Here is a 21,293-nt window from a genome sequence, read left to right on the forward strand (position 1 = left end):
ACGCGGTCGGGCTTACGCCGTCCCGCCTACGCCGTCGCGAGGGAGACCTCGGTCGACTTGAAGAGGGCGGTGACGGCGGAGCCCTCCGTCAGGCCGAGGTCGGTGACGGCGTCCTTCGTGATCGCGGCGGTCAGTTCGCCGCCCTCGACCGAGACCCTCACCGAGGCCATCGCGGAGCCGGTCGCCACCTCGCGCACGGTGCCGGGGAGCCGGTTGCGGATGGACAGCCCGTCCACGGGGCCGGTGGCCAGCGCCACCTCCGTGGCCTTCACGAGCGTCCGTACGGGCGAGCCCGAGGCCAGACCGAGGTCCGCCACGGCGTCGAGCGTGATGGCGGCGGTGACCTCCTGCCCGCCGTCGAGGCGGACCCTGACCGTCGCCATGGCCTCGCCCGCCGTGACGGCGGTGACGGTGCCGGAGAGTTGGTTGCGGATGCTCAGGCTCATGGTGGTACGCCTCGCAGCGGGTGAGGGAGGGGGGGAGTCCGACCGGCTATGGGACGGCCGTGTGACCACCGTAGTCCGGGGCGGGCGTCAGGCGGGGTAGGCGTGGGTCTGGCTCGCCTTGACCGTCGCCCAGATCTCGCTGCCGGGGTGGAGGCCGAGTTCCGCAGCCGCGACGGTCGTCAGGTCGACGGCCAGGGGGAGCTCGCCGGCCAGGGCGGCGCGGATCTGGTCGCCATGGGCCTCCATGCCGGTGACCTCGCAGTGCCAGAGGTTGCGGGCGCTGGAGCCGGTGGGGCGCTCCCGATGGAGCGTGACGGCGCTGGGCGGGAAGGCGACGAAGACCGGTCCGGTGAGGTCGTCGGCGGTGGTGAGGGTGGGGCCGGCCGGGAGACGGACCGTGTGGCCCTCCGCCTCGCCCCGGTAGAGGTTGAGGCCGACCAGGTGGGCGATGTAGTCGGTGCGCGGGCGGCGGGCGATGTCGGCGGGCGCGCCCTCCTGGACGATCCGGCCGTCCTCGATGACGACCAGCCGGTCGGCCAGCACCATGGCGTCCAGCGGGTCGTGGGTGACGAGTACGGCGACGGCCTCGAAGTCGGCCAGGTGGCGCCGGAGTTGGGCACGGATGTCCAGGCGGGTGCGGGCGTCGAGGGCGGCGAGGGGTTCGTCGAGGAGGAGCAGACGGGGACGGGTGGCCAGGGCGCGGGCGAGGGCGACGCGCTGCGCCTGGCCGCCGGAGAGCCGCCGCGGCTTGCTTCCGGCGTGCGCGGCGAGGCCCATCCGCTCCAGCCACTCCGCGGCCTGCGCCCGGGCCTCCGCCTTGCTCGCGCCGTGGCAGCGGGGGCCGAAGGCCACGTTGTCGAGAGCGGTGAGGTGGGGGAAGAGGAGATAGTCCTGGAAGACCACTCCGACCGGGCGCGACTCCGGCGGCCGACGGTCCAGCTCGGTGCCGTCCAGCCGCAGACGGCCACCGTCCGACAGAGGTACGAGTCCGGCGAGCGCCCTCAGCGCCGTCGTCTTGCCGGCGCCGTTGGGGCCGAGCAGCGCCACCACGTCGCCGGGCGCGGCGGTCAGCGTCACATCGAGGCGGAACGACGGACCGCGCTCGACGACCAGCCGGGTGTCGAGGCCCTCGCCGAACGCCGGGGCCGAGGCGGGAGTGGGGGGAGGCGCGGAGGCCGGGGGAGGTGCTGAGGCGGGGGTGGCGGCGCTGTCGGTGGTCTTCTCGGTGCCGGTCATGAGGCGGTCATCCATCGGTCACGCAGTCCCGCCAGCACCGCGATCGACACGGCCAGCAGGACCAGGCTGAGGGCGATCGCCGCCTCCGGGTCGTTCTGGAGGGCGAGGTAGACGGCGAGGGGCATGGTCTGGGTGCGGCCGGGGAAGTTGCCGGCGAAGGTGATGGTCGCGCCGAACTCGCCGAGCGCACGGGCCCACGCCAGCACGGCCCCCGCCGCGACCCCGGGCGCGATCAGCGGCAACGTGACCCGGCGGAACGCGGTGAACCGGGAGGCCCCCAGCGTGGCCGCGGCCTCCTCGTACCGGGGATCGGCGGCCCGTAGCGTGCCCTCCACACTGATGACCAGGAACGGCATCGCCACGAACGCCTCGGCGACCACGACCCCGGCCGTGGTGAACGGCAGGGTGATCCCGAACCAGTCGTCCAGCCACTGCCCGACGACGCCGTTGCGGCCGAGCGCCATCAGCAGCGCCACACCGCCGACCACCGGGGGCAGCACGAGGGGGAGGGTGACGAGGGCCCGTACGAGACCGCGTCCGGGGAACTCGACCCGGGCCAGCAGCCAGGCCAGCGGCACCCCGACGACCAGACTCACCGCCGTGGCCGCCGTGGCGCACACGAGCGACAGCCGCAGCGCCTGCCACACCTCGGGGCTGGTGAGCAGGTCGGGCATGCTGCGCCAGGGCGCCCGGATCAGCAGGGCGACGAGGGGGAGGACGAGCAGGACGAGACCGATCAGCGCGGGCAGCAGCAGGGGGAGCGGGACACCCCCGCGACGCCCGCGCGGGCCCCCACCTCCGTGGACGCGCCGACGCCGCGGTCCCCCGTCGAGGGTGTCCGCGACGTCGGCCTCCCTCGCGGGGGGAGAGGCGGAAGGGGAGGGGGAGGTCACGGCTTGAGGAACCCGGCCTCGGTCAGGACCCGCTGGCCCTCGGCGGACCGCACGAGCGCGATGAACGCCTTGGCGGTGTCGGTGTTCTTCGACTCCTTGAGCAGGGTGATCGGGTAGTCGTTGATGGCGTCGGCGGACTCGGGGAACTCCACGCCCTCCACCTTCTCACCGGCCGCCCGCACATCGGTCCGGTAGACGACCGCCGCGTCGGCCTCCTTCAGCACCACCTTGTTGAGCGCGGACTTCACGTCCTCCTCGTACGACACCGGCGTCAGCTTCAGCTCGCTCGCGTCGAGCGCCTTCCTGGCGGCCGCGCCGCACGGCACGGCCTCGTCGCAGAGCACGACCTTCAGGCCGGGGCCGGTCAGGTCCTTGAGGGAGGAGATCCTGTCGGGGTTGCCGGGGAGGGTGGCGATCTCCAGCTGGTTGCGTACGAAGGTCTCCGGGGTGCCGGAGGCGTCACCGGCCTCGGTGACGACGGCCATGGTCTTGGGGCTGGCGGAGGCGAAGACGTCCGCCGGGGCGCCGCCGGTGATGCCGGCGGCGAGCGCGTCGCTGCCGCCGAAGCTGAACGTCACCTTCGTCCCGGGGTGCTCCTTCTCGAACCGCTCACCAAGCGCCGTGAAGCTCTCCTTGAGCGAGGCGGCCGCGAAGACGGTCACCTCACCGGAGAGCTTCCCCGAGCCGGAGGGCCCCGACTGCGCGGAGGAGCCGGAGTCGGAGGAACCGCAGGCGCTCAGGGCCAGCAGGGCGGCGGCACCGGCCCCGACGGCCCGCAGGGCCCGCGTGTTCCGACGAGTGCGACGGGTCCGGCGTACGGAACGGGTCATCACGGGTCCACTCCCTCTGGTCTGCGCTGCGCCGATGATTCTGCCGCACATGCGAGGAGAAAGTCATCAGTGGCATCGCATGAGCCGGGCCTTTCTCCGCTCGGCATGGCATGTGCGTTCTTACAGAGGGGAGGGGCGGGTGGGGGAGGGGGACGGATGGACGAGGGGCACGGGTGGAAGAGGGGGACGGGTGGGTGAAGTGCGGGGTGCTGTCGCCGGGTCAGCCCTCTTCGCCCCGCTGCTCCAGTGCCGCGAGGAGGCGCTGCGTCGCCCCCTCCATGTCTGACCTGGGCGGTTCCGCGTCCACATCAGCCTTCACCACCGCCGTCGTGAAGGCCATCCAGAACGGGGCCGGCCAGAACTGACCGCCCGCGCTCCGGAGCGGGCGGCTCCGCCGGGCGGGTCCGGGCCCAGGGGCAGGGGCAGGGGCAGGGGCAGGGGCAGGACCTACTCGGCCGCCAGGCTCTGCGTGCCGATCGCCGCCAGCAACTCCAGCTTCTCCGCGTCGGCGGAACCCGCCGCCACCGTGTAGACGACGAGGCGGACATCGCAGCCCGGGACGGTGAGGACGTCGCAGTCGCAGACCACCTCACCCACCTGGGGGTGCACGATCGTCTTGCGGGACGAGACATGCGGTCCGACCGCACCCTCGTCCCACAGCCGGGTGAACTCCGCGCTGGTGGAGCGCAGTTCCTCGACGAGGTCGATCAGACCGTGGTCCCGGGGGTAGTCGACAAGAGCCGTGCGCAGGTCGGCGACGAGGGCGGCGTCGAGGGCGTCGCCGTCCTGGAGCACGGGCCAGGCCGCGAGCCCCGAGGGCCCTGCGGCGAAGACCGCCCGCACCAGGTTTCGCTGGTCGTGGGACCGTGCGCTGGGGTCGCCGAGGAGGACGGCCCATGCCGGGGTCCAGGACAACAGGGTCCAGTCGGCGCTGAACACACCCACCGGGAACTCCCCGAGGCGAGCCAGCATCCGCTGGACCCCCGCCGGAACGTGCGTGGAGATCGTCCCCTCCTGCGGCGGGAGAAGGCCGGCCAGCCGATACGCGTGATCGCGCTCCACGGGCTGCAGTTGCAGCGCCCTGGCCAGGCTCGCGACGACCTGCGCCGAAGGGCTCGTGGCACGCCCCTGCTCCAGCCGCACCACGTAGTCGACCGACAGCCCCGCGAGCTCGGCCAGTTCCTCGCGCCGCAACCCCACCGCACGTCGTCCGGGCCGCGAGGTGCGCCCGACGTCGGTCGGAGAAAGCCGGTCGCGCCAGCGGCGCAACGCCGTGCCCAGGGTCTCGTCCACCGAGCCATTGTGTCCGCCGTACGGCCGCCGTGCCTGGTACTGGCTGTCCTACCGTCGCGGGGGGCACTGGTTGCCGTCTCGTCCCCGGCCGAGAGTGAAGGCATGACGACAACCTTCATCACCGGAGCCAACAAGTCCCTCGGGTACGAGACCGCCCGCCGCCTGATCGAGGTCGGCCACACCGTCCTCGTCGGTGCCCGTGATCCGGAGCGCGGTCGGGCGGCCGCCGACGCACTCGGCGCCCGCTTCGTCCGGATCGATGTGACCGACGACGCGTCGGTGGCCGCGGCCGCCGCCGACATCGCCGCCCACGAGGGCGCCATCGACGTCCTGATCAACAACGCGGGCGTCTTGGGGCCGCACGCCCCCGCCGAGCAGCTGACGGCCGCCGACGCGAGCGCGGTCCTCGACGTCAATGTCGTCGGGGTCGTCCGGGTCACACACGCGTTCCTGCCGCTGCTGCGCAAGTCCGCGAGCCCGGTGATCGTCAATGTGTCGAGCGGCATGGGATCGTTCGCGGCGACCCACGACACCGGGCGCGTGGAGGGCCGGGCCGTCGCTCCGCTCTACACGGCGTCGAAGGCCGCCGTGACCATGCTGACCACGCAGTACGCGAAGGCCTGGCCGGACGTGAAGGTGAACGCGGCCGACCCTGGCTACACCGCGACCGACTTCAACGGGCACAGCGGCCCGCAGACGGTGACCGAGGGCACCGACGCGATCGTCGAACTCGCCACCATCGGAACGAACGGCCCGACCGGAACCCTCCGAGACCGCCACGGCGACCTGGCCTGGTGACCCACCCCTGAACCCGGGGCCTCCCGACCCGGCCGAACCTCGAAGCACGACCATAGGACAGGGGTCGCGATCCCCCGCGGATCGGACCGCGCCTCGACACGCGTCGTTCGTCCGGTCTGCCGTCCGATGACGAATGTCAGAGCAAGCCGTGGCGCTGTGGCATGGCCATGTCCTCCTGTAGCGTCCTTGCACGCGGAGCCCGTGACGGCTGGGTCGCAGTGGCGGTCACAGCCCGGGCCACCGCGGCGCAGGGGAGGGGGCGGGGTGGCACCACGACCGGGTGGCGAGACGGACAAGTTCGGCAACCGTTACGAGGGAGCCTGGGCGATTAGACATGCCCTGTACGTGCTGCTGGGCGCGGGTACCTCGCTCTGCGTGGAGCCCGGTGGTCCGCTGGGTGACGGGGTCGAGTTCGTCTATCGGCACGACCATGGGACGGAGGTGCACCAGGTCAAGCGGCAGAACCGCAACGCGAACAGTTGGAATGTGGCCTCCCTCCGAGACAAGGGAGTGTGGGAGAGCCTGCGTTCGCATGTAGAGGCGGGCCGGATGTTCCACTTCGTCTCCGCGATTCCCGCACGTGCTCTCGACGAACTCGCCGACCGCGCCCGCCGGTCCGACGATCTGGCCTCCTTCGAGGCCGCATGGCTCACGAACGAACTCCGGGGTCCCTTCGACTCTCTCGCCGCCGCCGACATCTACGGCTCGTCCGCGACGGCCTGGCGGATGGTCAGGGGACTCCGGGTGGAGTGGCACGACGAACGGGATCTCGTGCACGTCAATGCGGTCCTCGCCGAACAGGTCCTGACCGGAGCACCGGGCCGCCTGGCGGCGCTCGCCCTCGGGCAACTGCTGCTCGACGACCTGGGGACTACGCTCGACGCCGCCGCTCTCACCGCCCGGCTCGCCCCGTACGGACTGCGGCGGGCCGGACGAGCCGACACCGTCGCGGTGTCCGACGCGGTGAGCAGGGTGACGCGCCGCTGGGCCACGTCCGTCGAACGTGAGCTGCTCCGGCCCGCCATCCCCCGTGAGGAGGCCGTCCGTCTCCTGGCGGAGGTCAGGCAGGACACACGGCGGCTTATTCTGCTGACCGGTACCGCGGGCGGCGGGAAGAGCGCCGTGCTGCACCAGGTTTGCGCAGGACTCGACGAAGCGGCCACACCCGTGCTCGCCTTTCGCCTCGACCGCTTGGAACCCTTCGGCTCCACCCACGAACTGGGGCAGCGCATCGGCCTGCCCTTGTCCCCGGTCGGTGCTCTCGGCGCCGTGGCAGACGGGCGGTCCTGCGTTCTCGTCGTGGACCAACTGGACGTGGTCAGCATGGCCTCGGGACGCATCCCTGAGGCCTTTGACGCGGTGGCCGATCTGGTGGACGAGGCCGCGGCACACCCAGCCATGCGGGTGGTTCTGGCCTGCCGCGCGTTCGACGCCGAGGCCGATCACCGTATCCGCCGACTTGCCGCCCCGGACCAGTGCGTGCGCGTCGAGATCGAGTCCCTCACCGACGCCCAGGTCGACACCGCCGTCAACGGCATGGGCCTGTCCCCCTCCCGACTGGCTGCTCCGCAGCGGGCGTTGCTGCGCTCACCGCTGCATCTCGTCCTCCTCGCCCAAGTGGCGGACCAGAAGGGGGCCCTCTCCTTCAACACCACCCGACAGTTGTTCGACGCCTTCTGGGACACCAAACGGGAAAAGTGCGCTCGGCGCCAGCCGTCCGCGCGCTTCCACGACGCGGTCTCTGCCCTGGTGGCCGCCATGAGTGCTCACCAGCGGCTGTCCGCCCCGTACAGCGTCCTCGACACGGACGACCTTGCCGTCAGCCGGAAGGTACTGGAGTCGGAACATGTCTGTGTGCGCGACGGTCGTCAACTGGCCTTCTTTCACGAGAGCTTCTTCGACTACGCCTTCGCGCGCGACTGGCTCCGGCGCGATGAGAGCCTGGTCGCGTTCCTCGCCGGCGGGGAGCAGGAACTGTTCCGCCGCGGACAGCTTCGGCAGGTGCTCGATCACCTGCGTGAGCTGGACACCGATCGGTTCGCCGAGGAGATAGAGGCATTGCTGACCAGCCCGGAGATCCGCTACCACCTCAAGGATCTGACTCTGGCCGTCCTGCGTGGTCTGGACGATCCCACCCGCACCGAGTGGGATGCATTCGCCCGGGTGCTGGAGACGCGCCCACCCTTCTGCGACCGCCTGGTTGACATGATCGGCATGCCTGCCTGGTTCCGTCGCGCGGACGACGAAGGAGTCATCGAGAACTGGCTCGCCAGTGCCGACGTCAGAGAACAGAGCTGGGCGGTACGGCTGTTGATGTCGGTCACGGACACCATGCCAGACCGGGTGGCGCGTCTCCTCGGAGCACACGCTGCGAACCCCCGATACGGTTCCTGGCTGAAGCAGATCGTTCCCTATGCCCGCCTTGCCGACAGCCGGCACCTCTTCAACCTCCTGCTTGACGGCGTACGGGGGGACCTTTTCACCGACGCCGAACACGTCCTGTGGGACTCGGCGGGCGAGCTGGCGGCGCACGAGCCCACCTGGGCGGTCGAGTTGCTGTACGCCCTGCTGTCGGAACGTCCGGACGCCCTCAGGCTGGACGACGGAGGCCGTGTGGCGGTGCTGCTGACTAGGGATCACGCAGCACTGGAGATGGTGGCCGCTGCCGCCGGTGGTGCTCCGGAAGAATTCTGTGACCGGCTGCTGCCTGTCCTGCTGGCCGTCGTGAGCGTGACCGCCTTCCGGGCACGGGCGGGACGGCCCCTCCGTGACCGTCACTTCTGGCATCGTCATCCCGACGACGATCCGGTCGACCTGGGCGACGCTCTGCTGCAAGGTATGGCTAAGGCCCTGCGGAGCGCAGCGATCCGGGACGCCTCGCGGGCGCGCCTTCTTGTGGAGCCGCTGGTGAGCCAGCCGTACGAAGCGGCGCAATGGCTGCTCTACCAGGCGCTGGCCGGAGCGGGACCCGGCCTCGCCGCGTGGTCCGCCGAGATCCTCCTCCAGGGCCCACACCGCTTTCTGTCCGGATACGCGGCCAACGCCGTGTGGGGTGCCCGCGAGGTCCTGCGTGCCGTCGGTGATGTCCTTCCCGACGAGATGCTCGGCCGGCTGGAACGGTCGTTGCTGCACTTGCGTCATCCGATGGACGAGAAACACTCCCCGTGGCACGAGTTCACGCTGCTGACCGCCCTGCCCGAAGGACGGCTCTCAGAGCGGGGGAGGCGTCGGCTCGGTGAACTCCGACGCCTCCACGGCGACTTGCGGGAACCGGACGAACCGGAGGGAGTGACGGGCGGGTTCATCGGACCACCCATCCCATCGGAGTCGGCCCGTCACATGAGCGACGACCAATGGCTCGGGGCCATGCGGAAGCACAGTCGGGACCGGACCAGTTGGGAGACCGACACCGGCGGTGCGCGCGAGCTGTCGCACGTGCTGCGGAATATGACGGTGGCGGATCCCGGCCGGTTCGCCCGGCTCGCCCTGCGGATCAACGCCGGTACACACCCGGCGTACGGTGCTTCCCTGCTCCTCGGCCTCGGAGAGGCCGAGCCGTACGACGACCCGGAGACCGTCTTCGCGGCGGTCCGCCACTTCGCGGGCCGGGGCAGGCCCGAGCAGGACCGCTGGCTGGGGCACGCACTCCAGAAGTACCTCGACCATGTGCCGCTCGACCTGGTGGAGGCTCTCCTCAGCCGTGCTCTCGATTCGGCTGAGCCGGGTGATGCCGACGATGTGTGCTGCGATGACGGCAGCGACGAGACGCGCGACCTATTCACCGCCGGGATCAACACCGTACGAGGTAGCGCGGCCGAAAGCCTGGGCGACCTGCTCGTCCACGACCCGGACGGTTCCCGCGCCGCCCTGATCATCCCCTATCTGAGCCGGCTGGCGGCCGACCCCAGCCTCGATGTCCGGGCGTGCGTGGCCCACGTACTACGAGCAGCCCTCCGCCACGACCGGCCGGCGGTGGCCGACGCCTTCGCGGTGCTCGTCCTGGCCCCCGATCACCTGCTTGCGTCACCGCACGTGGCGCGCCTGGCCGTTGCCCTTATGCGCGCGGATCCGGCGTCGGCCGGACCCCTGACGGAACGGATGCTGGACTCAGGGGTTGTGCCGGTCCGGCGAATCGGTGGACAGGTCGCCGCCCTGGCCGCGATGGAGTGGGAGACACCGGGCCCGCTGGCGAAGGTCCTCGCCGGCAACGACCCGGCCCAGCGGCAGGGAGCTGCTGACGTTTGCGCCGAGCGCCTCCTCGAAACCGGTGACGCGGCACTCGCCCACCACGCACTCGTCCGGTTCTTCCATGACCCCGAGGAGCAGGTGCGGGAGGCCGCGGCGGCGGTGGCCGTTGCCCTGCGCGACCGACGTCTGACGTCCTACCGGCGGACGCTGACCGCGCTGATCGACTCCCGCGCCTTCGAGGCCGCCCTGACGCAACTCCTCATCACACTCGAACACGCCCCGGACCGGGTCGACGAACTGGTCCTGACGTGCGTCCGGCGCTTTTTGGCGGTGTCCGATTCCGCCGCCACGCGTCGGCCTCGCCGTTCTGCGGGCGCCGACCGTCACGTTGGCCGACTGCTCGTCCGCGCGTATGTGCAGGCCACATCGCCCGTGCGCCGGTCCGAGATCCTCGACCTGCTGGACCGGCTGCTGCTGATGGGGTCCTTCGGAGTAGCCGGGGCGATCGACGCCGCCGACCGGCGCTGAAAGCTGAGGGAACGCAGCCCCCTTGCGAGCCGGGGACTGTCAGGAGCCCGGCGGATGCGCCGTAGTGCGCCGCAGTGCGCCGCTGTGCGCCGCCGCGCGCCCTGGCGTGCGTCCGGTGCACCGGGGCGGAAACCTTCGCCTCCGGGGTGGCCGGGTGCTCTGCTGTCCGAATGACGCACGGTTCGAACCCCGACGGCCGCGTGGCCTTCCTCGACACGTTGTCGCCCGGAGCACGCGCGGACTTCAGCCGGCTCGGCACACTACGCCGCTACGCCCTGGGTGACGTCCTCATCCATGAGGGCGACTATGCACAGGAGTTGATGGTCCTCCACGAGGGCCTGGTAAAGGTGACCGCCCGGCTGGACCGGGATCGGGCGACCCTCACGGACATCAGGATTGCCGGGGACGTCGTGGGTGAGGTGGCGGTGACGGATGCCGGGCCACGGTCGGCCACGGTCACCGCCTGCGGCGACGTGGTCGCGAGCGTCGTCCCGGCCCTGGAACTGGAGTCCTTTCTCCAAGCCAGCTCCGAGACGTCACGTGCCTTCCGCCGCATGCTGTGCGTCCGGTTGCGCCGGTCCGACCGTCTCCGCCTGGAGTTGGGCGGATACCCGGTCCCGGTCCGGCTGGCGCGCGTCCTGGTCGAACTCGCCGAGGCGTACGGGCGGCCGAGGCGGACTTTCAAGGGGCTCGACTGGAACAGACGCCGGATTGACGTAAACCTGTCCCAGTCGGAGTTCGCTGCTCTCACCGCGTCCACCACGTACACCATCCACAAGGCGCTTGCCCGGCTGCGGAACGAAAGGATCATCACCACCGGCTCCCGGCAGACCGAAGTTCTGGACATGGGCTGCCTGCGCGCAGCGGCCCGCCTGAGTGTGCCCCCCGCCTAGCGTCCCGCCACCAGAACCGCATTAATGCGGCTTTCTTGGCCGCCCCCGCCCCTTCCTCCCACGGTTGGCGTGCACGCACCCAACACCACTTGGAAGGTGGCGAGTTGCCATGAACGAAGTCTCTTCGGTCCAGCCGTCGGACGGCTGGCCGCACCGCCGGCTGTGCCTGGCGGCGGACGTCGAGCGGTACAGCCGACTCGATACCCGGACGCAGTCGGCCGTCCAGGCCGACCTGGTCCGGATGCTGGACGAGGCGGCGGCGCTGACCGGACTGGACCGAGCCGCCTGGGCACGTCAGCCGCAGGGCGACCTGGAATTCGCCGTACTTCCCGAAGCGACTCCGGAGGCCTCCGTACTGGGGCCCTTCGTGCACCACCTGACAGCCCGTCTCCGGGACCGCAACGCCCGCCAGGCCGTCCCGAGGGTCAGGCTGCGGCTAGCCGTGGACACCGGCGTGGTCACGGATGCCGCCCTCGGCCACGCCGGCCCGACCCCGGTCGCCGTGGCACGCTATGTCAACGCGCCCCAACTCAGGGCCGTACTCGCGTCCCTTACGGGGGCGGATCTCGTCGCTATCGTGTCGGACCGGCTGTACCAGGACGTCGTGCGGTTCGGACAGCCGGACCTCGACCCCGCGCAGTACGTGCGGGCCCACGTGAGGGTCAAGGAGTTCGGCGGTTACGGCTGGATCCGTGTGCCGGGCCACGCGCCGGACGATGTGCGATCGGCCATGGCGGAGGCGCTGGAGCCGAAGCCCTTGCTGGGCACCGCTCCGAGCCGGACACCACTGGCTCAGTACGTGAACCAGGGAGCCGCCGTCGGCCGGGACGTCGTCGGCGGTCTCACCGTCGGTCTGCCCGTGCCTCCTCCGCCCGCTGGCTCCGGTCCCGCCCGATGACGGCCCCTCTCTGGCGGGAGCGGAGTGACGTTCAGCGGGCGGACTACGGGGTGAACGTCGGCCATGCCGTGTACGGCGGCATTCACTTCCACCCGCCCACCACAGAATCGCCGCGCCGGAACGGAACGGCGCACCCGGCCCGCACGACGTGGCACGCGGCAGTGCGGTCGGCGCTGACCAGCCTCGCCCGTGCCTGCGACCGAGCGGCTGCCGCCCTGGCGCCCCTCCGTCCCGACGAGACCGGAAAGGAGGGGGGATGACATCAACCGGACCCAGGAGCGTCTTCACCCGGATCGACGCGGGCGTCCTCGGACCGTCCCCGGCCGAGCGTCCGTCGCTCACCGTGCATGTCGGCTCCCGTGCCCTCGTGCTGTCCGCGGAGGAGAGCAGGGAAGCACTCTACGGCCCACGACGGGACGGGGCGCTGGGCGCGGCGGTCTGGCGGCATGCCGTCACCGAGGCCCAGCAGGAGCCGCGGAATGGCGACGGCACAGGACGGCTGTTCGTCGTCTGGCTGGTCCTGCCTGGGCTGTACCGGAACGTGCAACGGATCCTGCGCCTCTGGCGGCGGGTCGACCGGGCTGACCTAGAGGCGGAGGCCGTCCTGGCCGTGCTCGCCGCGCTCGACGCGGCGGACCCGGATGATCCGGACACGGGCGGACGCCTGATCAAGGAGGCAGTGAACCGGATGTGGGCCTACGCGCAGCGCATCACGCGGGAGATCCCCGTCATCGACATCAGCGCCGTGGCCGAGGCCCGCAACCCCACCGTCGCGCCCGAGGAACGGCTCCACCCGCCCAAGGGCTGGGAAGTGCACATCACGCCCCCACCCAACCGCGAAGGCCTGTACGCCACGCTGCGCTTCGCCGAGGACTGCCCTCGGCAGGGCGGTCGACAGACCGGTCCCCGCCTGCCCGATCTGGTGTTCCGGGCTCGCCGCCACGAGGAGGCCGACATCATCGGCACGCTGGTCCTACGCCCCGTAGGAGTCCGGCGGTGAGCGGGCGGTCCGGCCCCCCGCTCGGCTTCGCGGAGGCCTTCGACCTGCCCTTGAGCGTCGACCTGCGCACAGCTGCCCGCGCTTTCGACATCTGCCCTGGGACGGCGTACAAGCTGATCCGCCTCGGTGCCTTCCCGTGCCTCGTGCTGCGGGTCGGCGGACGCTACCGCATCCCCACCACCCACCTGCTGCGCGCCCTCGGCGTCGATGAACGGCCGGTGTACGCGATCCCCTTGGAGGACGATGCGGCACCGGCAGCGCAGCCCAAAGACATCCACACCCACGTATCGGAGGTTCACGCATGATCACGTCACAGACACTCCGAGAGGAGTCCGACCAGCCCCGGAAGTGTTTCGTCGTCGGCCCCATTGGTGACCCGTATGCCGCGCACGGCAGCCCCGAGCGGGAGGCGTACGAGCACCACCTCAGCGTTTTCGAGCAGGTGATCGCCCCTGCTTGTGAAAAGCACGGCATCAGCGCCGTGCGTGCGGACGGCATCACGCACGCCGGTGACATCAACGAGCAGATCTGCCGGTACGTCGTCGAGTCCGACTTGGTCGTCGCCGACGTCAGTGGTGGCAATCCCAACGTGATGTACGAGCTGGGGCTGCGGCACATCACCGGAAAGCCGACGATCCACATCGGGGAGGCCGGCCAACTGCCCTTCGACATCGCGTCGATCAGGACGATCCGCTACCAGCGGACACGCAGTCATCTGGCCGGCGCCCGCAAGGAGATCGAGAACGCCTTGGAGGCCGGACTCCGCGACGGCTTCGAACTCCTCACGCCGGCACGGGTGCTGCGCGGACTCCACACCGGTGACGGACCGGCTTCCGCATCGGAGGACGGCGGCCATGTAGAGGACGAGGACTCTTCCGGGCTGCTCGACGACTTCGCCGTGATCGAGGATGGGCTCGACGAGATGGCAGCCGACCTTGAGGCGATCACCAAGACGATCGAGGCGATCGGGGCACACACCGAGCAGTCCGGCACCGAGATGCTCGATCTGACCCAGGCGAACGCACCCATGAGCGCTCGGCTTTCTGCCGTCGCCCGGTACGCGGAGGCAATCAGCGTGCCGGCTGGCGAACTGCACACCGTCGCCGCGGCGTTCGCGGAGCGGATGACGACTCTGGACAGCGGGGTGAGGGCCGCGCTGGGCCTCATCGAGATGACGCCGCCCGACGAACGAGGTGAGGGGGCGGACGAGTTTCTGGAGCAGCTCATGTCCCTGGACGAAGCCGCGCAACAAGGTCTCGCAGAGATGGGCTCCTTCGGCACCTCGGCGGGCGCCATGGTCCGGGTGAGCCGGCACCTCCGCAAACCGGTGAAGGAGATCACCGCCGCGGTGAAGCAACTGACCTCCGCCATCACGAGGATGGGGGAGTGGGCGGCCAAGGCCCGCGCGCTGGCCCACAGTGCCACCGCATGACATTTCCGCCAAGGGACCCGGGCCTCCCCAGGGCTCGGGTCCGTTCATGTTCATCTGCGGCATCCTGCCTTTTCGCTTTCGGCCCGGCTGCCGCCGGCGATCCGCCCGGGGGCGACGTGTACTTGAACCCTCGACGGGGGTTGAGGTCCGGTGCGTAGGCCAGCAGGGAGTAGCAGGTGAGCCAGCCGCGGGTGTCGATGAACTGCCGTCGACCTCCCACCTGCAGCCGGGGGCACGTTCACCGGCAGCGTCATGTTCTTGTGGAGGCGGCGGCCGTGAGGGGCCCGGCAGACCTAGCCCTTCTCGGGACAGACCAGCGGCCCGCTGTTCTGCCACCAACTCATTTCCTGATTCTTACGCTGATCGATTGCACACGGATCTCATCCTGATGACGTGATCAGCCGACGTCCTGATCATCGGCCTCATCGAGGAGACGGGGCGCGAGGTCGTCGGCCCACTCCACGGCCCAAGCGCGGAGAGCGATGATTGCGGCGTCATCGAGGCCGTAGGCGGATAATTCGTTGTTGCCGGTCCACTCGGCGCCAGTGAGGTTCGCCTGCAGATCCTCGCGCTCGAAGCGGCCGCGGGCGTGGCGGCGGCCGAATGCTGCAAGATCGGCATTGGTCCAGCGGCGGGAGGCTGCGAACACGTCGATGAGGTCGCGGGGCGCTCCGTGGGCGGCGAGGCGCGGACCTTGGTCCCGATCACGTCCTCCTCCGCGAGGACGGGGCCGTACGGGCTCTGGGCGACGGGCCGCCAGAAGATCTCCTTGAGGATGTCGACTTCGCAGTCCTGCCCGGTGGCCGGGTCGGCCACGGTGAATCGGGCGGACAGCGGGGCGGTCTCCAGCGCCTGCACCTTCCAGCCGCGGGCTTCCAGACCGGCCCGGACCGTGGCCGCGATGTCGGCCATGGGAGCCGGGTTCTCAGTTGCGACATCGAGGTCCTGGCTGGGGCGATATACGAGGCGGTGTGCCCTCAATGCGTACCCGCCGGTGAGGACCAGGGGGTATGGCGAGCCGAGGGCGATCACATCGCCAGGAGCCGCGTGTGCAGCTCCGGCATGTCCGTCACGCGGCTGCCTGGGTACGGGAGGCGAGCTGGGGGAAGGCGTCCTCCCACACGGCGCGCACGGTGCGACCGGCGAGGGGGCGCAGCACCGGCCACAGCTGGAGGAGCAGGTCCCGGTTGAGGTAGCGGGGCAGGTCGTCGCGCAGGCCCTCGTGCAGGACGGTGCGGTACAGGCCCATCAGCTGACGCGGCTTGCCCAGGTCGTACGAGGTCATCCCGGACGAGGCCATGTGCAGCGGCAGATCCACCACACCGTGCGTCGGCCCACGCAAGTTGTTCAGCGACTCCGGAAGGCGGCGGCGGAACTTCTCCCGGTACAGCGCGAGGTCCTCGGCGTCCGCGCCCGAGACGTCCCTCGGGGTGGGGGGCCTGGGTGAGCTGGTTGCCGCAGTCATGATCAGCTCTGAGACGGACGTCGGCCTTGACGCTGGCGCGGCAAATGGGCTACGTCGAGACGGGGGCTCCCGAGCGCAAAAGACCTGGCCAGGCACTCTTCGGGGTAGCGCAACGAGATCAGCGTTTGTCTCCAGAGACTCACAGCCAGTCCCAGCGCCTGAACTAGGTGGCCCTGACCAGCGCCAACGCGACAGCTGAGGGGGAGCTGGGCGACTTTGGTCCGTGTGGATGCACGCGGGAGATCACCCTTTCCGTCACGCCGTCATTCGGCGCCCGTGCGCCTTTCGGTAGCCGGTAGCGCTCGGCGGCCCCTGACATGTCTTGCGTAGCTGACGGGCCTGGTGAGCGTAAGCACCGGCTGCCAGTTGCTGGCTTTGACGACTCCGTCTCCGGGTCACTCCCTGCGATGCTCGGCTGCGTCCAGTCCCCTCTATGCGTTCGGGCGTCTGCCGTTCTACTGGGGGTTTGGCCTGCGCAGGCACGGCCGGGCCGTGGGAGGAGCGTCTGGGTCTAATGGGCAGCGTTCTCGTACAGGGTGACCACGCAGGCCCCGCCCAGGCCGATGTTGTGCTGGAGTGCGAGTCGCGCGCCCTCGACCTGGCGGGAGTCGGCCCGGCCGCGCAGTTGCCAGACCAGTTCGGCGCACTGGGCCAGGCCGGTCGCTCCGAGGGGGTGTCCCTTGGAGAGGAGGCCTCCGGAGGGGTTCGTGACCACCTTGCCGCCGTAGGTGTTGTCGCCGTCGAGCACGAACTTCTCGCCGGTGCCCTCCGGGGTGAGACCGAGGGCTTCGTACGTGATCAGCTCGTTGACGGTGAAACAGTCGTGCAGTTCGACCACATCGACGTCCTGCGGGCCGTATCCGCTTGTCTCGTAGACCTGTTGGGCAGCCGCCCGGGTCATGTCGTAACCCACCACGCGCATCATGTCGTCGGAGGCGAAGGTGCTCGGTGAGTCGCTGGTCATGGCCTGGGCGCGGATCACGACGGGTGAGGAGACGTCGTGCCGGCGGGCGAAGTCCTCGCCGCAGAGCACGGCCGCGGCGGCCCCGCAGGTGGGCGGGCAGCATTGCAGCCGGGTCAGCGGCCCGTAGATGTGCGGTGAGGCGAGAACCTCCTCCTGCGTGATGGGGGTGCGGAACACGGCGTACGGATTGCCTGCCGCGTGGCGGCGCGCCTTCACCGAGATCTGGGCGAACGTGGCGGGATCGGTGCCGTACCTGTCCATGTGGGCGACTCCGGCGCCTCCGAACAACTGGGCCGCGACCGGCGTCCGTTCGTCATGGCCCTGCAAGTGGGTCATTCGGTCGAGGAAGCGGCCCAAGGGGTCGGGCCGGTCGTCCCATCCGCTCGCCAGGGCGCCGGGCCGCATCTGCTCGAAGCCGAGGGCCAGTACGCAGTCGGCGGCACCGGAGGCGACTGCCTGACGGGCGAGCCAGAGGGCGGACGAGCCGGTGGCGCAGTTGTTGTTGACGTTCACGACGGGGATGCCGGACAGGCCGAGGGAGTAGAGGGCGGCCTGACCGGCTGCCGAGTCCCCGTAGACGTATCCGGCGTAGGCCTGCTGGACGGCCTCGTACGGCAGGCCGGCATCGGCCAGGGCCGCGCGGGCGGCGCGTTCGGCCATGACCGGGTAGCTTTCACCGGCTCCGGGTTTGCGGAACGGGATCATGCCGACCCCGGCCACGTGCACCTTGCGGACCGTGTCAGTCATGCGCGTTCCCGAGCAGTTGCGACCGGACCTCGTTCTTGAGGACCTTGCCCACCTTCGAGCGGGGGAGGTCGGGCCATACCTCGACCTGCTTGGGAGCCTTGACGCTCCCGATCCGGGCCTTGACGAAGTCGCGCAGGCCGGTGCCCGTGACACTCGCCGCGCTCGCTCCGGCGTGGAGCTGGACGATGGCGGTCACGCGTTCGCCCCATGTGTCGTCGGGGAGCCCGACGACCGCGCAGTCCTGGACGGCGGGGTGCTCCATGACCGCCTGTTCGACTTCGGCGGAGTAGACGTTGAATCCGCCGCTGATGATCATGTCCTTGGCGCGGTCGACGATGAACAGGTAGTCGTCGGCGTCGAGATAGCCGATGTCCCCGGTGTGGTGCCATCCGTGCCGGGACGCCTCCTCGGTGGCCGAGGGGTCCTTGTAGTAGCCCGCCATCACCAGTGAGCCGCGGACCACTATCTCGCCGCGTTCGCCGGGCGGCAGCAGCCGCCCCTCGCCGTCCATGATGGCGACGGTGACCAGCGGCGAGGGTCGGCCGGCGGAGGTGAAGCGCTCCACGGCGAGCGAGCCGTCGGGGTGGACGTGGTCCTCCGGGGCCATCGTCGAGATCATCATGGGGGCCTCGGACTGGCCGAAGAGCTGGGCCATGACCGGGCCGATCCGTTCGATGGCCTCCTCCAGCCGGGCCGCCGACATGGGGGCGGCGCCGTACCAGAGGCAGCGCAGCGAGGTGAGGTCCGTGGCGGGCAGGTCCGCGTGGCCGAGGAGCATGTAGATGAGCGTCGGCGGCAGGAAGGTGTGCGTGACCCGATGCCGTTCGACCAGCGCGAGGAACTCGGTGAGGTCCGGCGTCGGCATGATGACGATCTCGCCGCCCAGCGTCATGACGGGGAAGCACAGCACCCCGGCGGCGTGCGTCAGCGGGGCGAGCGCCAGGTAGACCGGGCGGGTGCCGAACGGGTAACTCATCAGCGTCAGCGCCGACATGGTCTCGATGTTCCGGTCGGTCAGCATCACGCCCTTGGGCCGGCCCGTGGTGCCGCCCGTGCCGACGAGCATGACGGTGTCGTCGGCCGGTGCGGCTTCCCACGGGTCGGCCGGCAGGTCGTCCAGCCATGCGTCCAGGGAGGTCGCGAAGGACGGGGATCCGTCGAGGCAGACCAGTGTGGTCAGCTTCGGCAGGTCGGGAAGGATCTTGGCGACCAGGGGGGCGTACGCCTCCTGGAAGATCAGGCAGACGCAGTCGAAGAGGTCCAGCGACTCGCGGTTCTCGGCGGCCTCGTTGCGCGGGTTGACGGGGCACCAGACCGCGCCGGCCCGGGAGATGCCGAAGACACAGGAGAAGGCGGTCGGATCGTTGGCGGAGAGCACCGCCACCTTGTCCCCGGGCCGTACGCCCGACCGGTCCAGGGCGCGGGCCACCCGCCAGGAGAGTTCCTGGACCTCGCCGTAGGTGAGGGTGTGTCCCCGCGTGGTGAGGCAGGGGGCGTCGGGCCCCAGGGACGCGCCCTTGTCGAGATAGTCGGTCAGACGCACGGCGTCATCCTCGTTCTTCCGGGTTCCGGGTGTCGCAAGGTTCTCGGGGGTGTCGGGCTCTGCCCGGGACTCAGCTGTGGACGGTGAGGACCGGGTCGAGGACGAGCCCGAAGGCCTTGAGCTGGCCGAGCAGTTCGCGGTGGCCGAACGCCTGGCACGCCGAGGCCAGGCCGACGCGCCGGGGCGGCTGCTGGAGCAGGCTGTGGGCGGCGTACGCCTGGAGCAGTCCGGTCTGCTTGTAGTTGCTGTGGCCGTGGATCACGCAGTGGGCGCGTCCCAGCGGGCCCGAGGCGTGGACGGAGTCGATGGAGGTGTTGACGCGCGGGTTCTCCCGGGGCGGCATGCCGGCCTGCACCGAGGCGGCCACCTCCGCGAGGGCGGCGTCCTGCTCCTCGGCGGGGAGGGTCTTGATCTGCGACTCGACCATCTTGACCGTCTCCACCACGCCCTGCATGACGCCCCGGTCCATGACGCCGCCGAGGGCCTTGCAGGTGGCCACCCTGGGGTCGTTCTTGAACCACACGGGGTGGAGCGTGCCGCCCCACGGCAGGGCTAGTGCCGTCTCGTGCTGTCCGGGAACGGCGACGTCGGCGGCGGTCAGCGGGTCCCACCTGCGGTACTGGTTCTCCTCCAGGTAGTGCCAGTCGGCCTTGAGGATGGTGAAGATCGTCTGGGTCGACGCGTAGGTGGGGAAGCCCTTCCACAGCACCAGGACGTCGAGGGTGTCCAGGCCGGGGGTCTCCAGGCAGATGTTGGCCGCGATCTCGCCGGTGGTGTACATCTGCGCGACGCCGGGGGACAGCAGCAGGCCCTTCTCGGCGTACGCGTCGCCCCACCGTGCCTGGGCGTCGAGGGCCCAGTCCTGCTCGCCCGTGGTGTCGAGGTAGTGGCAGCCGGCCGCGAGGGCGGCCTCCACGACCTCCGGCCCGTACTTGATGAACGGGCCGACCATGTTGCTCACCACCTTGGCGCCGCGGAAGAGCTCGGTCAGCGGTCCGACCGCGTGCTCGACCTCGACCACCTCGTGGTCCACGGTGTCGATCCCGGGGACCTTGTCGAGGACTTCCTGGATACGGGCCTTGTCGCGTCCGGCGGCGATGAAGGGGATGTTGTACTCGCGGAGGTACTCGCAGACCAGGCGGCCGGTGTAGCCGGAGGCACCGTAGACGACGACGGGCTTGCTGTTGCTCATGGTCGGTCGGCCTTTCATGGGTGGAGGGGTGGGCGGAAGGATGGGCGGAGGGGTGGGTGGAGTCCCGTCACATGCCCATGCCGCCGTCGACCGGCAGGCCGGCCCCGGTGATGAAGCGGGCGCCGTCGGAGGCGAGGAAGACCACGGCGTCGGCCATGTCGGTGACTTCGCCGAGCCGGCCGAGCGGGGTCAGCCCGATCACGCTGCCGACCGCCGCCTCCGCGCTGGGGAAGAGCCCCAGCGTCTCCATGTCGGCCGCCAGCCGGGCGCCCATCTCGGTCGGGACCAGACCGGGATACACACAGTTCACGCGCACGCCGTAGCCGAGCTTGCCCGACTCCAGCGCGGCCACCCGGGTCAGCCGGTCCACCGCCGACTTCGTGGCGGAGTAGCCGGCGATGCCGGGGAAGGCGATGGTCGCCGCGACCGACGCGATGTTGACGACCGCGCCGCCGGCGCCTGCCGGACCGCCCGGGCGCATCGCGCGGAACGCGTGCTTGATGCCGAGTGCCGTGCCCAGGACGTTCACGTCGAGCATCCGGCGGACGTCGGACGGGTCGAGGTCGGCGACCAGGCCGGAGATCTCGACCCCGGCGTTGTTGACGACGATGTCCAGGCCGCCGAGTTCGGCGACCGTCTGTGCGACCGCTGATTCCCAGCTCGCGTCCTCGGTGACGTCGAGGGAGACGAACCCGGCACTGGCGCCGGACTCCCTCAGCGCGTCGGCGGTCGCCTTGCCCGCCTCCTCCTGGATGTCGCCGATGACGACGGCGGCACCGGCGCGGGCCAGCGCCTCGGCCATCCCCGCGCCCAGTCCTCGGGCCCCGCCCGTCACCAGCGCCTTGCGCCCGGTCAGGTCGTACACGCTCATGGAACCTCTCCTCGTCGAGATGGCTGAGTGGCGTCAGCGTCGGCCATTTCTGGACAGTCGTCAAGACTTTCTTGGA

General features: G+C 70.5%; 17 protein-coding genes and 1 pseudogene. 7 read left to right on the forward strand and 11 right to left on the reverse strand.

Translation table 11 applies throughout. The features are described 5' to 3' along the window. Positions 1 to 26: 26 nt before the first annotated feature. From PUR53_RS36690 to PUR53_RS36710, 5 genes are all read right to left on the reverse strand, one after another. Positions 27 to 446 (reverse strand): TOBE domain-containing protein, encoded by a 420-nt coding sequence (locus PUR53_RS36690; RefSeq protein WP_329896158.1) that lies wholly within the window; start codon positions 444 to 446, stop codon positions 27 to 29. A gap of 87 nt (positions 447 to 533) precedes the next feature. Beyond that, positions 534 to 1,682 carry an ABC transporter ATP-binding protein gene (locus PUR53_RS36695; protein WP_443078074.1) on the reverse strand — a complete coding sequence of 383 codons (1,149 nt, stop codon included), beginning with the start codon at positions 1,680 to 1,682 and terminating at the stop codon, positions 534 to 536. After that, positions 1,679 to 2,575, reverse strand: a complete 897-nt coding sequence (gene modB, locus PUR53_RS36700) for a molybdate ABC transporter permease subunit (protein ID WP_329896156.1) — start codon at positions 2,573 to 2,575, stop codon at positions 1,679 to 1,681. Before modB ends, PUR53_RS36695 begins: the two co-directional genes overlap by 4 nt. Then, on the reverse strand, positions 2,572 to 3,405 hold the full coding sequence (gene modA, locus PUR53_RS36705; RefSeq protein ID WP_329911203.1) for a molybdate ABC transporter substrate-binding protein: 834 nt from the start codon (positions 3,403 to 3,405) through the stop codon (positions 2,572 to 2,574). Before modA ends, modB begins: the two co-directional genes overlap by 4 nt. 447 nt (positions 3,406 to 3,852) lie before the next feature. After that, a complete protein-coding gene (locus PUR53_RS36710) occupies positions 3,853 to 4,698 on the reverse strand; it encodes a helix-turn-helix transcriptional regulator (protein WP_329896154.1) in 846 nt (281 codons plus the stop codon). A gap of 102 nt (positions 4,699 to 4,800) precedes the next feature. On the opposite strand from PUR53_RS36710, the gene PUR53_RS36715 reads away from it, so the two are divergent. From PUR53_RS36715 to PUR53_RS36745, 7 genes are all read left to right on the forward strand, one after another. After that, complete coding sequence (locus PUR53_RS36715; RefSeq protein WP_329896153.1) at positions 4,801 to 5,496, forward strand: SDR family NAD(P)-dependent oxidoreductase; 696 nt, start codon at positions 4,801 to 4,803, stop codon at positions 5,494 to 5,496. A 264-nt stretch (positions 5,497 to 5,760) separates the two neighbouring features. Beyond that, positions 5,761 to 10,212 carry a hypothetical protein gene (locus PUR53_RS36720; RefSeq protein WP_329911204.1) on the forward strand — a complete coding sequence of 1,484 codons (4,452 nt, stop codon included), beginning with the start codon at positions 5,761 to 5,763 and terminating at the stop codon, positions 10,210 to 10,212. 170 nt (positions 10,213 to 10,382) lie between these two features. Then, positions 10,383 to 11,105, forward strand: a complete 723-nt coding sequence (locus tag PUR53_RS36725; protein ID WP_329911205.1) for a Crp/Fnr family transcriptional regulator — start codon at positions 10,383 to 10,385, stop codon at positions 11,103 to 11,105. Positions 11,106 to 11,214: 109 nt separating this feature from the next. Further along, a complete protein-coding gene (locus PUR53_RS36730) occupies positions 11,215 to 12,003 on the forward strand; it encodes a hypothetical protein (protein ID WP_329911206.1) in 789 nt (262 codons plus the stop codon). A 256-nt stretch (positions 12,004 to 12,259) separates the two neighbouring features. After that, a complete protein-coding gene (locus PUR53_RS36735; RefSeq protein ID WP_329911207.1) occupies positions 12,260 to 13,003 on the forward strand; it encodes a hypothetical protein in 744 nt (247 codons plus the stop codon). Beyond that, the gene (locus PUR53_RS36740) at positions 13,000 to 13,308 is read left to right on the forward strand and encodes a helix-turn-helix domain-containing protein (protein WP_329911209.1); all 309 of its coding nucleotides are present in this window, start codon (positions 13,000 to 13,002) and stop codon (positions 13,306 to 13,308) included. The genes PUR53_RS36735 and PUR53_RS36740 overlap by 4 nt, the downstream gene beginning before the upstream one ends. Beyond that, positions 13,305 to 14,435, forward strand: coding sequence for a hypothetical protein (locus PUR53_RS36745; protein WP_329911211.1), 1,131 nt, complete (start codon positions 13,305 to 13,307; stop codon positions 14,433 to 14,435). The genes PUR53_RS36740 and PUR53_RS36745 overlap by 4 nt, the downstream gene beginning before the upstream one ends. Positions 14,436 to 14,832: 397 nt before the next feature. Here PUR53_RS36745 and PUR53_RS36750 read toward each other — a convergent pair. The 6 genes and pseudogenes from PUR53_RS36750 to PUR53_RS36775 form a co-directional block, all read right to left on the reverse strand. Further along, positions 14,833 to 15,499, reverse strand: a pseudogene (locus PUR53_RS36750) (nucleotidyl transferase AbiEii/AbiGii toxin family protein). Between the two features lie 5 nt (positions 15,500 to 15,504). Continuing rightward, a complete protein-coding gene (locus PUR53_RS36755) occupies positions 15,505 to 15,900 on the reverse strand; it encodes a hypothetical protein (RefSeq protein WP_329911212.1) in 396 nt (131 codons plus the stop codon). A gap of 511 nt (positions 15,901 to 16,411) precedes the next feature. Beyond that, positions 16,412 to 17,611, reverse strand: coding sequence for a lipid-transfer protein (locus PUR53_RS36760; protein WP_329911213.1), 1,200 nt, complete (start codon positions 17,609 to 17,611; stop codon positions 16,412 to 16,414). Further along, positions 17,604 to 19,154 carry an acyl-CoA synthetase gene (locus PUR53_RS36765; RefSeq protein WP_329911214.1) on the reverse strand — a complete coding sequence of 517 codons (1,551 nt, stop codon included), beginning with the start codon at positions 19,152 to 19,154 and terminating at the stop codon, positions 17,604 to 17,606. The genes PUR53_RS36760 and PUR53_RS36765 overlap by 8 nt, the downstream gene beginning before the upstream one ends. Positions 19,155 to 19,224: 70 nt before the next feature. Next, complete coding sequence (locus PUR53_RS36770) at positions 19,225 to 20,346, reverse strand: DUF5938 domain-containing protein (protein ID WP_329911215.1); 1,122 nt, start codon at positions 20,344 to 20,346, stop codon at positions 19,225 to 19,227. A gap of 67 nt (positions 20,347 to 20,413) precedes the next feature. Beyond that, positions 20,414 to 21,217 carry an SDR family NAD(P)-dependent oxidoreductase gene (locus PUR53_RS36775; RefSeq protein WP_329911216.1) on the reverse strand — a complete coding sequence of 268 codons (804 nt, stop codon included), beginning with the start codon at positions 21,215 to 21,217 and terminating at the stop codon, positions 20,414 to 20,416. Positions 21,218 to 21,293: the final 76 nt, after the last annotated feature.

This window comes from Streptomyces sp. SP18BB07 (assembly GCF_036322545.1).
Classification (GTDB): domain Bacteria; phylum Actinomycetota; class Actinomycetes; order Streptomycetales; family Streptomycetaceae; genus Streptomyces; species Streptomyces deccanensis.

Coding starts and splice junctions, on each gene's coding strand:
- PUR53_RS36690 (WP_329896158.1), bottom strand. CDS start 446: ATGAGCCTGAGCATCCGCAACCAACTCTCCGGCACCGTCACCGCCGTC.
- PUR53_RS36695 (WP_443078074.1), bottom strand. CDS start 1,682: ATGACCGGCACCGAGAAGACCACCGACAGCGCCGCCACCCCCGCCTCA.
- modA (WP_329911203.1), bottom strand. CDS start 3,405: ATGACCCGTTCCGTACGCCGGACCCGTCGCACTCGTCGGAACACGCGG.
- PUR53_RS36715 (WP_329896153.1), top strand. CDS start 4,801: ATGACGACAACCTTCATCACCGGAGCCAACAAGTCCCTCGGGTACGAG.
- PUR53_RS36725 (WP_329911205.1), top strand. CDS start 10,383: ATGACGCACGGTTCGAACCCCGACGGCCGCGTGGCCTTCCTCGACACG.
- PUR53_RS36730 (WP_329911206.1), top strand. CDS start 11,215: ATGAACGAAGTCTCTTCGGTCCAGCCGTCGGACGGCTGGCCGCACCGC.
- PUR53_RS36735 (WP_329911207.1), top strand. CDS start 12,260: ATGACATCAACCGGACCCAGGAGCGTCTTCACCCGGATCGACGCGGGC.
- PUR53_RS36745 (WP_329911211.1), top strand. CDS start 13,305: ATGATCACGTCACAGACACTCCGAGAGGAGTCCGACCAGCCCCGGAAG.
- PUR53_RS36755 (WP_329911212.1), bottom strand. CDS start 15,900: ATGACTGCGGCAACCAGCTCACCCAGGCCCCCCACCCCGAGGGACGTC.
- PUR53_RS36760 (WP_329911213.1), bottom strand. CDS start 17,611: ATGACTGACACGGTCCGCAAGGTGCACGTGGCCGGGGTCGGCATGATC.
- PUR53_RS36770 (WP_329911215.1), bottom strand. CDS start 20,346: ATGAGCAACAGCAAGCCCGTCGTCGTCTACGGTGCCTCCGGCTACACC.
- PUR53_RS36775 (WP_329911216.1), bottom strand. CDS start 21,217: ATGAGCGTGTACGACCTGACCGGGCGCAAGGCGCTGGTGACGGGCGGG.